Consider the following 11,327-nt stretch of genomic DNA (forward strand, 5'->3'; position numbering starts at 1 on the left):
TTGAGTATAGTGTGATCCGTCTCGTGGGTCATAGTAAAACGTCGGTGATTTCTGTTATTAATTTAATTCAATTGCCTTACCTTTTCCATTTTGATTTTATCGCCACGGGCGGCCAATTTTATAAATTCTTCCTATCTGACACGATTTTTCCAAATTGCCTGTTTAATATAAGATCAACTGTTTTTTACCGTGGTCGTCAAGGCTACGGTGATTTTTTATGTGGGATTTTTTAAAAATAAAGGAGGAATACAAACGGGGTAATAAATGAGGTGAATGCTTTGAATAAATCAATTAATTTCACCAATAACAAGTTAAGTGCAATTTTATAGTGCCTCCCTTCTTTAGGCATTCGGCACGACAACACCTGTAAAGAAGGATACCGCAATATTACAGAATATTCCATATATGCAGGATAAATTGATAAACGCATAGGACAAATTTCTCAATTCATAAGTATTAAGCAGGAGGTGTTGATATGAAGAAGCAAGAACCAAACCGAAGAGGAAAGGTTACCCACGTTATGGCAAATGGTGAGGTTAGAGATAGCGTAGCTGGTTATTTAACAAGTGCGGATCAGCTGCCGGAGACAGCTAGGCGGATAATTAGAGGCATGATGCTGGGAGAATACTCGAAGGGCAGAAAATAAAAGGGCGTAAGCCCTACAGAGTAGACAAGCTCTATTTAAAGAAAAGATAAATTTGTGAAAGCAACAGGAATGCTGTGCTGCATAAGCAAATTTTATACTGTGGTATTACAATTTTGGTCGACAAGGACAGGTTGCTGACTTTCTTGTGTTGAATAATGTTTTTGGGGTGAAAAATACAGTAATTGTGTGTAAAATACGAAAAAGTGTTATTTATTTCCAAATCATGCCGATAAATATAATATAAAGATGCTATTCTACATAAAAAACAGGTGTAACGGAGCATAAAAAAGACCGTTACTATAGCCTGTCGAAAGGAGAATAAGGTGAACAGCAAGTATATTGTACGACAGCCAATTAAAGATAGGGACAGCAATGTCGTCGGCTACGAACTTCTCTACTACGGCGAAAATCAGGCGTTTGGCGCTGATGGCCCATCTTCTTCGGGGGAGGCGGACGTTGCCACGCCCTCTGCATCCAATGCTTCGGCTTATAGAAATGACTTTGCCGCCGCAAATGCTATTTATAATTTTTTAACCCAGAATACCGACAAATCTTTGACGGGAACTTTGAATTTCATGACTTTCACACCTACTCTGCTAATGAAGAATGCGCCCCGGATATTCAAAAAATCTGAATTGGTTATTCAGATTGAAGATAACGTAATTATCTACCCGCTGGCTATGAATTTCGTTCAGAAGTTTGCAAAAGAGGGCTACAAAATCGCGGTAAACGAATTCAGATTTGCACCTCGTTATTTAGCACTGATGGACAAGATTCATTATATCAAGCTGAATTTTTCTACGACTCCGGTGTCGACATTGTCTAACATCATTGAGCTTGCCCATAGCATGGGAAAGCAATGTATCGCAACCAATATTACCAACGAGGAGCTTTACAATTGCGCAATAAACCTGCACGCAGATGCGTTGGAGGGGACTTTTGTGGCAGAAAAGCTCTCATCTAAAGCACATACTAGCGGATATCTGCAAAGCAACTTTTTCAGACTGATAGTGGCTGTCACGCAGGATGAGCCAGATATTGATGAGATTGAGCAGCTGGTCTCCCAAGATGCTTCCATGGTATTCGGTCTGCTGCGCATGGCAAACTCCGTTTATTTTTCTTCCAAGCACCGATCTACTACCATTCGCCAGGCCATTATGACTCTAGGGCTTGGTCAGTTACGTCAATGGATCTATTTTCTCAGTGCCAGCAATGTGGAAAATGAAATCGATCCATCGTGTGAGGAGTTCCTCAAGTTGTCTTTCTTACGGGCGAATTTCTGCAGCGATCTAAGTGATTACACGCAGGATACGCTTTCCATCTCTAAGGGTGATGCCTATCTAATCGGCATGTTTTCCACACTGGGCTGTCTGGTAGACGCGCCTATGGAAGAAATTTTGTCCGAAGTCCCAGTTGCAGATGAAGTCAGAGATGCCTTGCTCTACCAAAAGGGGTCCGCGGGCAAACTGTTTTCTTTGCTTCTTAGTTATGAACGAGCCGACTGGAATCGCATCACTATGCTGGCAGGCGAACTTCATATCCCGACTAATTTGCTCACCAGTTTGTATTTTGATTCTGTGGATCGCGCAAATATGATCTGGGCGCGGATCGCTGCTCCCGCCAATCTCCCGGATGAGAACGTATAATTGTTCCGATCAAAGCAAAATAGGGCTTATATAAACAGCATCGGATGCGGAATGCTAACGCCTCCCAGCATTAAGTCTATATAGAAAGAAATCAAAGGTTAAGGCTAGGTCAAAAAAATGACACTTAGGCTTAACCTTTTTGAAATATATGGAAAAAATATGAAGATACATGTATAATAAAGTAAAAATGTGCAAGGTACGATATATTAATTTATAAAGTTTTGAATTATTAGAGGAATTGGTACAAAACTACAAAAGTAATATTATATCCCAAAGCTTTGGCAGAGTGTTGCGATAAATCGTTAAAAATTCTTGTAAATCTGTATTAAATGCTGTATATAGAAAATCTCCAGTGGTTGCCAAAGGTAAATATTTTTTGCATTGGATTATCAATTTTTGGTACGTCAGGTATTGTGGTTTCAAAGGGCAACTATGTATTATTAAAGGTCTACTTGTAAAAGAAACGGTGAATTAAAATATATCCATTACAATTGCAACTCTTTTACTACTGTAAGCATATTAATTTTTTCAGTAATCATCGTAAAGCAATTACAAAAGAGTGACACAGTAAAATTTTATTGAAAGGATGTGTTCACATGCCCCGCAAATCAAGCAGTAGATACCCTGAAGAATTCAAACAACAAGTCGTCGATTTTTAAGGAGAAAAAGCATTGGAAAAAATAATGATATTTCTAAAAGAAAATCTAATAATTAAAATTGCAATATTTGCGTTAAGTCTAATTTTCCCCCTAATGTTATACATAGATGTTTTTTTCATGAAATCAACACTCCCTATAAGCGGTTTTGACATTACATGGTTGGGATTCTACAGTTGTATCGTACTTTGTTATGTATTAAAAAACAAAGTATTAAAAGCAGCTTTAGGCTTACTCAATATGGGAGGTATTTTTTTTCTATGCTTTGCATCTTTAGCTGGCGGAGCAAAAGGGCCTTTATGGGTTATAGCAAAAACTTTAATACCTTTCCTTTCTTTATCATAGATTATGATTGGGAATTTAACAAAATATGTACTGAATTTGGTGTCATATTTTTATTGTTGTTTCCGGAATTGGATTAACAATTATCGTTAAGGAAATATATAATCAAGAGAAAGTGTGGTTTTTCAATTTTCAAAATTATATATCCCATACACATGGTAAGTGCTTGCTTTCCGCATGCACAACACCGTTTGAATGTTTTATCTAAATTATAGGCAATTCTTGGTAAGTAACCTGCATCTTCAAGCAAGGTAAATAAAGGGAAGAAGATTGCCATTGGAGGCAACATTACTGAAACAACCCAGGCTAAAACACGAAAAACCCCCAGTACTAAAATGCCATGAAGCCATTTTGGAGCATTTACATATAGAAAAAAGTCTGTTAAACGATTTTGAATCCAGAAAAAAAAGTCTGCCAAAAGTTGAGATGGATAATTACTCCCCGTTATTGTTAACCAAAACACCAGTGCAAGGAGCGCCAACATAACGGGGTACCCTGTGGCTTTGCTGGTTAATAATTTATCTATTCTTCGATCTGAGGCATTGTATCCTTCTCTTTCAAAAATAACAGCATCTTTGCAAACATTTTCAGCTTCCTGTACAAGGGTTGATACAATTTTATCTTTTAAGTTTTCGGAATGAATTCCATATTCCGAAAGAACATCTTTTGCTTCATCTAATGCTTCGTTTATTTCTTTGTCTTCAAAAGGGTCAACGTTAAGGCGTGTGTTAATTTCTGTGATGAGTGAGTTATCTTGATCCAGAAGCTTTAAACTAACCCATCTGCTATTTATTTTGTTACCCAGTTTTTCTTCTATTACCGGCTCAAGAATTGCAATTGCTTCTTCAATTTTTTTTTCATAGTGTATCCGCAAAGGATGTGGCTTTACTCTACCATCTGTTACTTTATCAACAGTATCCATAAGTTCGGTGAGACTTTTCTTTTTTCTTGCGATGGTGCCGACAACAGGAACGCCCAGCCTTTCGGAAATTTTTTTGAGATCTATTTTAATGTTTTTTCTTTTTGCCTCATCCATAAGATTAATACATACTACTACGTTGTTACAAATTTCCATGGTCTGCAATACAAGATTTAGGTTGCGCTCCAGGCAAGTAGCATCACATACTACAACCACAGCATCGGGATTGCCGAAGCAAATAAAGTTTCTTGCAACTTCCTCCTCTGCGGAATGGGCCATTAGTGAATAAGTGCCAGGAATATCAACGAAAACGTAAGACTGATTTTTTGTGGAACAATAGCCTTGTGCAGTTGTAACCGTTTTGCCGGGCCAGTTTCCTGTATGCTGATTCATTCCTGTAAGCTCATTAAAAACAGTGCTTTTTCCAACATTTGGATTTCCGGCGAGGGCAATTACTTTATCATTTTGCGATTGTTTTTTTATATCCAATCCTAAGTCAATTGCCTTTATTCCGATAGAGCTGTTTGTTAAGCCCATTTCTACACCTCCTTACTACCTGCGGATTACAAGTATATTTTCGCAATCCTCTGAGCGAATTGCAATAACTGCACCACGAATTAAAAAAGCTGTTGGATCACCACCGGGGCTTCTTCCCAAGCATTCAATGACTGTATTTTCAACCAATCCAATATCAAGCAAACGTCTATGCATGCTTCCTGTGGAAAGTAAAGTACTTACAACAGCCTGTTCACCTGGATTTATATCGTTAAGAGAATTTACATTCATAGTAGTTCCGCCTTTCGAATATATTTAGGTTAAGGAAACTTTCTAACTATATAGTATTCGTTGAGGCTAAAAAGGTGCTTGTCAATTAATTGAATACTGGGGAGAATTGCTATGAGCTTATCAGATGAATTTTATACACTAAAAGGTTATCAAATGAACGAGGCTGCTGAACTTACATCAGCTATGGAAGATTATTTGGAAATGATAAACCGTATTTTAGAGCAAAAAGGGATTGCAAGGGTGAATGACTTATCAAAAATGTTAAATGTGAAGCCATCTTCTGCGACAAAAATGGTACAACAATTAAAGGAATTTGGGTATGTCAATTCAGAAAAATACGGACAAATAACCCTTACTGAACAAGGAAAAACCGCCGGAGCGTATCTTTTGTATAGACACGAAATAATTCATAGATTTTTATGCCTTTTAAATCATTCGAAAAATGAACTAGAGCAGGTTGAAAAAATAGAACATTTTTTAGATCGAAGAACAGTCGAAAACTTAAAAAGGCTTACATTAAAATTACAAAATAAATCAAGATAATATTATAAGGTGACAGATGAACTTACATATTAAAGCTATATAGATATGATAATAAATTTATAGGGCGGGGACTGTAAAAAAAATTGAGGAAATCTAAAGTTCTTTTATTGTCCTAAAAGGAATTTAAGCTTTTATTGTTTTTAGTAGCAAAAAAATTAAAAAACGAATTGAATTAGGAAAAACGATTGTAATTTTCCGAAAATCCCTGTATAATTATATAAATAGGATGTCCCTTATGAAGGACAGAAATTTTGCCCAACATAGCGAAAATTAAAACTGTGATTTTTGAATAACTTAATTATTTTAGATTTTTATTAGAAGAAAATTTTTTTCATAATTTAAATTTAATATTTGGACTTCTGTGTAAGGCAATATCTTTTTAATCTAAGGGGATGTGGTCTTATTTTGGTGTTTGAATAAATGAAAATGCGTGGCATCTAAACAAAAAGGAATAAAGACTATGAATTTTAAATTGAAAAGGAAACAGAATTTAAAGGTGGCACAAAAACAATTAGAATATTATTAATTATAAATATAATAATATTTACAATTAGTACGTGTTGTATATTTTAAACAGAGATAATCCTGTAAAAATGTAATGGTTGAATTCTTTCCTAAAATTAAGAAGAGGAAAGATGAAGAAGCTTCGGTTGACAAAGAATGAAATCTGTTTCTTTTCAATGTATCAAAGGCTGCTATATAAAACGTTTTGGATTGCAGCTACACTTAACAATGATTGGAATGATTTTTATGGAAGTTATATATTTTACAAGTAGTATTGCAAATCCTTTTTTAAGTGAAGCAATTTTAAATGATTTCAGCGTTAAACCAAAAATAATTCCAATAGAGTTATGGGAAGTGGAATTGCCAAATATTTCAAGAGGTACTTTAATACTTATTGATCATAGAGAGCCACGTTCGATTTCTGAAGAAATTGTATTTACCATCAATAGCAAGATGGCAGGATTAGTTACTTGCATTATTTTGGCTGATAAAATGGATTTTGTAACAAGGATTAATTATTACAATTTGGGAGTATCTGCAATCTTGCAAAAATCGGAAACATTAGGGCAGGAATTACAACAGTATTTTATTTATGCGTGGAAAGAGTACCAAATTATCAATGGTATGAAAAATATGAGGATTGCAGTTATTGATGACAGTGTTTTTTCTTTACAAGTTATTAAAAGTTATTTTCAAAGAATTGATGCAAAAAATGTGGATTATTACCGTGATGTAAAAGAAATTTTGAAACGGATTGATGAGTACGAGATGTTTTTGATTGACTTGGTTTTGCCCAAATTTTCGGGACAGGAATTAGCAAATATGATCAAGAAGGAAAAACAAGGCGCCATTGTAGTAATTATGACAGCCTATGGAGAGAGCGTTTCCATATCACAGAATGAGAACATTGGGGCTGATGATTTTTTAATAAAACCGTTTGATTTCAAGGTGTTTATTTTGCGTTTAATTGCTTGTATTCGCAACAGGATGCTTAGAACCGAAAAAGAAAAAAGTGATGAAAGATTATATGAACTGGCAACAAAAGATACATTGACAAATGTATATAATAGAAGGTATTTTGTGGATTTTTTGAATCAGCAAATAAAAAAATGTATTGAATCAGAAGTGCAATTTTCCTTAATTCTATTAGATTTAGATCATTTTAAAAACATTAATGATGAATATGGACATTTAGTTGGAGATGAGGTGTTAAAAGAAATTGCATTACTGCTAAAGAAGAACCTTAGAGAGGCTGATATCGTATGTCGTTGGGGAGGGGAAGAATTTATTATATTCCTATTAAATACCAAGATTGATGCGGCCGGGATGATCGCTGAAAAACTGCGTAATTATATTGAACAAATGAAAATAGAGGGCGTGTCATCTGTTACAGCAAGCTTTGGTGCAACGCAATGGATTGAAGGAGATGATGCCACTTCCATATTTAAAAGAATTGATAATTCTCTTTATCTAGCAAAGCTTACAGGACGAAATAAAGTTGTAAGCAATGAGGAAGTTTTTATATACAAAGGGGGATTACCTGTAAGTATTGAATGGGGACCTTTCTTTAAAAGTGGACATGTTCAGATTGATCAAGAGCATAATGAATTAATTTCTTTATCAAATGAATTGATTATAAACTGCTTTAAAGAGGATAATAACGAAGTGATATTACAGTCGTTTGATAAATTAATGAACCATATTGTGGTGCATTTTAGTAATGAAGAAGAGATATTACGTGACCATGCCTATAAGGATTATCAGGAACATAAAGAAATACATTCGGCACTGATTGATCGGACAGCCTTATTGTTAAATCAATTAAAGGAAGGCGATCAGGGTGCAATTGATATTGCCAAATATATCATTCAGGAAATAGTGGTGGGGCATATTATTAAAAGTGATTTTAAATTTTTTGAGCTGTTTCGTTCATAATAAAAATGCTATAAAGGGTTTTTCGGCATCTAGATACTCTAAACGCAGTCTCCTCAGGTCTTTTAAATAAGCATTCTCTATTCTTAACTTGAGAAGTTCATCCTCAAGTTTTTTAATAAGTTCAGCACTTGTATTTATAGGATTAACTTTTACAGGCTGAATATCTGTTTTTTTACTAGGGGCATTCAATGTTTTCTTCCGTCCTTTCTTCTTTGGTCGTAAGGCCTCAGGACCACCAATACGAAAGTCATTGACCCATTTAGTAATTAAGCTTGGATTTCTGAGTTTCTCTTGTATTGCTAATTCCTGATATGAAAGTTCGATTGTTAGATACAATTTTACCACATGAAGCTTATATTCAAAGGAAAACTTTTCATTTTTTCGAGAACGAATTAACCCCTCATCTCTAAATTGTTCGTAAGATGAAATGCATTCCTGTAATCTTTTTTTAGCAGAAATGCCATACTTTTTCATCAAGTAACTTTGCCCACCTTCGCCATTAAGATAAGTTAAAACTGCTTCTTTCTTAAATTCATAGCTATATTTAGCCATAAAAAACCGACATCCCAATCGTTAGATTTTTGGTCTAACTTTTGGGGGTCGGTACATCAAAGGAGGCTCTTTTTTAATGCAAAAACAAAAATGAAGGAGAAAATGAGAATAAGAAACCAGAACCCTGTAAACGAAAGAAGGGAAAGCCTTTGGTTTCCTTGGAAAGGGCAGGACTTTGAAAAAGCTTGCCTTAGATTAGAAATCCTGCCATGCGCAGAACCCAACTGCACTATTGCTGATACGTCCGATGAAAGGTTATCGACTTTCTTAAAAGATAAGGCTTGCAACATTGATGAACTGGATTACCTAATGAAACGATTGGATAGTTTCGATAACGATGAACTGCAAACATTTTATGCAGTGGCATATACAGAAAATGCAGAAATTACAGCAGAACTCATCAATATCACCTTTAACACCCACTGTTACAGCCTTGTTGCTGATTTCAGCGACCTTGATGCGGTAGGCAAGAAAATGTACCTAACGGAACAAGGTGCGGTCAGCAAGAAAGAATTGCAAAACTTAGACGGCAGAGCGTATTTTGAAAAACTGCTTTCTGAAAATCCTAAATCAAGAATTACTCCCTATGGAATTCTTTATCAAAACAAAAATCCCATTCAGACAATTTATGATGGACTGCACTTTCCCCTGTATCATTGGCAAGATGAAATTGCAGAGTTGGAAGTAGAAAAAGACGGATATAGTCAATTTCTATATCTGCCTTGTACACAAATGCAGATGGAATATGCCTTGCTGAGATAGTGGTGAAACAAGAAGTGAACTACTATGAATAGAAAATAAAATAGGAGTAGGGAGTCTTCTCTTCTCCTATTGTTTAAATAAATCCTTATCTGTATTGATTATAACATTTGTTTAGCAGAGCTAACGTTTACTTCTAATACCCTTGTTAAGAAACTGAATTTTTCTTTTATCTCTTCAAACTCCTGACCAGAACTAATAAATTTTGCAGTACCTTCAATTACAAAGCCTGTTCCTTGGTAATCGTTATATCCAATAACTTCTTTGCTTCCTAAAGATATTTTTATTTTGTTATTAATATTAACATTTTTTTCTGTTTTCCTCATGATTGCGGCTGGAATTAAAAGTCTTTCATCTGAAGTTACAGTAATGTAGGAATTCCAAGTGTTCACAATATGTGGTTCGCATTCTCCCCAAGAAACAATTGAAACAACACCTTCTCTTTTTACTACATCATAAAATTTTTCTGTTAGCATATTATTTTCCCTCCGTAGAAATAAGATATTATAGATAAGCGTTATCTATAATATTATTATATATACTAAATCATGGCTTGTCAATATGAAAAATATATTAAAGATTTGTTTTATCTACAATTAAGACTGTGTTGGTTGACTAATAAAAAATATTAAAGTAATATGGGAAGAAGAAATTGTATTCTAGGAGGGTGATTTTATGCAATTTTCTATTGGTGTAGAATACGCATTACATTGTATGTTATATATGGTTGATAATCCTACAGGAAATTCAATAGGCATAAAGGATTTAGCAACTTATCAAGGTGTATCTGAAACCTATTTGTCAAAAGTATATACCAAACTAAGGAAAGCGGGTATTGTCAAGTCTATACCTGGAGTAAACGGTGGATATGCGTTAGCTCGTTTGCCTGAAAGTATTACGTTCTGGGATATAGTAGAGGCCGTAGAAGGCGGTGCTCCTTTATTTCAGTGTGCAGAAATAAGGCAAAACGAAATATTATTAGATAAAGAAAATTTGCCAGATACACATACAAAATGTCCATGCCTCATACATGTTGTAATGATGGAAGCTGAAGAACAAATGAGACAGTACTTGAGAGATAAAACATTAGCGTGGTTATACGAACAAGTAAAGAATAAGCTTCCACAAGAGCACTTAGAGGCTACCGCCGAATGGTTTAACAATCGGAGAATGAGTCATGTTTCAAGAAGCCATAATAAAAGCGCACATGAGAAAAATGAAAAGGGGGAAGTCTGAAAGAATAATGATACTGCTCGCCAAGGGGGCACCAGTTTCAAGTGGCATTATTATTGCCCGTTCAAGGCACGTTGACACATCCAAACGAAAAACAAAAAATGATGTTAATTTAAAAGTCTTTTGGAAAGACGGCAAGGACGAAAGTCATAAGATTATATATATACCTCAAACATATTTGAATCAGCTAAGTGACGAAAAGGAAAATCAAACAGAAATTGATGAGTGGGTAGAAGAAATTTTACTTAAAAATCCTAGTATAAACAAGTCAAAATCACAATTAATGTCTTGTATAACTGAATATAAAATGGATATTAATAAGATGTTATTGGATTTCTTAAGGTATGATGAAGATTTAAGAAAGTTAAATGCCGAAAAATTAGAAATCGGAAATAAAAACGGCATTTTAAGAGAAATTGAAAAATTATCCACAGAGAAAGAAAAAATCGTGGCTCAGTCAGAACTATCTGAAGATGATATTAAATCATATGATGATGCAAAGATGCAAATTGAAAGCATTTCTAAGCAAAAAAACGTTTTAATGTTTGACAAAGAAAATCTTGATTTAATTGAAAATTTAGTTGTAGAATCTACAATTAAATTTAACTTTTCAAATGAGATCAACGATAAGATTATCGAATGTCGAGAGCAAATTTTGTCTACAGCAAAAGAAAATTGGTTAAACACAAAAACAAGTATAATTGAAGCTATCAATACCCAAATTAGCAGTTTTAATGAAGCCGCTGTTCCTTTTTCGGATACAGTTAATAAGCTAAAAGATAAAATTGAAAGTAATGCAACTGTAA

Annotated in this window: 12 protein-coding genes; 8 read left to right on the forward strand and 4 right to left on the reverse strand. The window is 34.6% G+C overall.

Annotated features, from left to right (window positions below; genetic code table 11):
- The first annotated feature begins 475 nt into the window (after positions 1 to 475).
- From P9Q65_RS09710 to P9Q65_RS09720, 3 genes are all read left to right on the forward strand, one after another.
- Positions 476 to 646 carry a hypothetical protein gene (locus P9Q65_RS09710; protein WP_304509233.1) on the forward strand — a complete coding sequence of 57 codons (171 nt, stop codon included), beginning with the start codon at positions 476 to 478 and terminating at the stop codon, positions 644 to 646.
- Between the two features lie 323 nt (positions 647 to 969).
- Entirely contained in the window at positions 970 to 2,292 is a 1,323-nt protein-coding gene (locus P9Q65_RS09715; protein ID WP_304509234.1) for an EAL and HDOD domain-containing protein, read from the forward strand.
- 671 nt (positions 2,293 to 2,963) lie between these two features.
- On the forward strand, positions 2,964 to 3,293 hold the full coding sequence (locus P9Q65_RS09720) for a hypothetical protein (RefSeq protein WP_304509235.1): 330 nt from the start codon (positions 2,964 to 2,966) through the stop codon (positions 3,291 to 3,293).
- 73 nt (positions 3,294 to 3,366) lie between these two features.
- Here P9Q65_RS09720 and P9Q65_RS09725 read toward each other — a convergent pair whose 3' ends face one another.
- Together P9Q65_RS09725 and P9Q65_RS09730 are read right to left on the reverse strand one after the other, a co-directional pair.
- The gene (locus P9Q65_RS09725) at positions 3,367 to 4,746 is read right to left on the reverse strand and encodes a ferrous iron transporter B (RefSeq protein ID WP_304509236.1); all 1,380 of its coding nucleotides are present in this window, start codon (positions 4,744 to 4,746) and stop codon (positions 3,367 to 3,369) included.
- 15 nt (positions 4,747 to 4,761) lie between these two features.
- Positions 4,762 to 4,995, reverse strand: coding sequence for a FeoA family protein (locus tag P9Q65_RS09730; RefSeq protein WP_304509237.1), 234 nt, complete (start codon positions 4,993 to 4,995; stop codon positions 4,762 to 4,764).
- Between the two features lie 111 nt (positions 4,996 to 5,106).
- On the opposite strand from P9Q65_RS09730, the gene P9Q65_RS09735 reads away from it, so the two are divergent.
- Positions 5,107 to 5,538 (forward strand): metal-dependent transcriptional regulator, encoded by a 432-nt coding sequence (locus P9Q65_RS09735; protein WP_304509238.1) that lies wholly within the window; start codon positions 5,107 to 5,109, stop codon positions 5,536 to 5,538.
- Between the two features lie 660 nt (positions 5,539 to 6,198).
- Positions 6,199 to 7,977, forward strand: coding sequence for a diguanylate cyclase (locus P9Q65_RS09740; protein WP_304509239.1), 1,779 nt, complete (start codon positions 6,199 to 6,201; stop codon positions 7,975 to 7,977).
- Here the strand turns inward: P9Q65_RS09740 and P9Q65_RS09745 are convergent.
- Positions 7,972 to 8,529, reverse strand: a complete 558-nt coding sequence (locus tag P9Q65_RS09745) for a transposase (protein ID WP_304509240.1) — start codon at positions 8,527 to 8,529, stop codon at positions 7,972 to 7,974. The genes P9Q65_RS09740 and P9Q65_RS09745 overlap by 6 nt on opposite strands.
- 102 nt (positions 8,530 to 8,631) lie before the next feature.
- On the opposite strand from P9Q65_RS09745, the gene P9Q65_RS09750 reads away from it, so the two are divergent.
- Positions 8,632 to 9,291, forward strand: a complete 660-nt coding sequence (locus P9Q65_RS09750) for a hypothetical protein (RefSeq protein ID WP_304509241.1) — start codon at positions 8,632 to 8,634, stop codon at positions 9,289 to 9,291.
- Between the two features lie 98 nt (positions 9,292 to 9,389).
- Here P9Q65_RS09750 and P9Q65_RS09755 read toward each other — a convergent pair whose 3' ends face one another.
- Positions 9,390 to 9,764: a pyridoxamine 5'-phosphate oxidase family protein gene (locus P9Q65_RS09755; RefSeq protein WP_304509242.1), complete on the reverse strand. Its 375-nt coding sequence runs from the start codon at positions 9,762 to 9,764 to the stop codon at positions 9,390 to 9,392.
- Positions 9,765 to 9,963: 199 nt separating this feature from the next.
- Between P9Q65_RS09755 and P9Q65_RS09760 the strand changes: the two genes are divergently transcribed.
- Positions 9,964 to 10,524, forward strand: coding sequence for an RrF2 family transcriptional regulator (locus tag P9Q65_RS09760; protein ID WP_304509243.1), 561 nt, complete (start codon positions 9,964 to 9,966; stop codon positions 10,522 to 10,524).
- On the forward strand, positions 10,466 to 11,327 hold an 862-nt coding region (locus tag P9Q65_RS09765), incomplete at its 3' end, for a hypothetical protein (protein WP_304509244.1). The genes P9Q65_RS09760 and P9Q65_RS09765, both read left to right, overlap by 59 nt.

The sequence above is a fragment of the Anaerotignum sp. genome, from assembly GCF_030625865.1.
In the GTDB taxonomy this organism is placed as follows: Bacteria; Bacillota; Clostridia; order Lachnospirales; family Anaerotignaceae; genus Chakrabartyella.

What these genes read in the sequence shown, in the direction of transcription:
- P9Q65_RS09710 (WP_304509233.1), top strand. Translation starts at nt 476, where the DNA reads ATGAAGAAGCAAGAACCAAACCGAAGAGGAAAGGTTACCCACGTTATG.
- P9Q65_RS09725 (WP_304509236.1), bottom strand. Translation starts at nt 4,746, where the DNA reads ATGGGCTTAACAAACAGCTCTATCGGAATAAAGGCAATTGACTTAGGA.
- P9Q65_RS09730 (WP_304509237.1), bottom strand. Translation starts at nt 4,995, where the DNA reads ATGAATGTAAATTCTCTTAACGATATAAATCCAGGTGAACAGGCTGTT.
- P9Q65_RS09735 (WP_304509238.1), top strand. Translation starts at nt 5,107, where the DNA reads ATGAGCTTATCAGATGAATTTTATACACTAAAAGGTTATCAAATGAAC.
- P9Q65_RS09740 (WP_304509239.1), top strand. Translation starts at nt 6,199, where the DNA reads ATGAAATCTGTTTCTTTTCAATGTATCAAAGGCTGCTATATAAAACGT.
- P9Q65_RS09745 (WP_304509240.1), bottom strand. Translation starts at nt 8,529, where the DNA reads ATGGCTAAATATAGCTATGAATTTAAGAAAGAAGCAGTTTTAACTTAT.
- P9Q65_RS09750 (WP_304509241.1), top strand. Translation starts at nt 8,632, where the DNA reads ATGAGAATAAGAAACCAGAACCCTGTAAACGAAAGAAGGGAAAGCCTT.
- P9Q65_RS09755 (WP_304509242.1), bottom strand. Translation starts at nt 9,764, where the DNA reads ATGCTAACAGAAAAATTTTATGATGTAGTAAAAAGAGAAGGTGTTGTT.
- P9Q65_RS09760 (WP_304509243.1), top strand. Translation starts at nt 9,964, where the DNA reads ATGCAATTTTCTATTGGTGTAGAATACGCATTACATTGTATGTTATAT.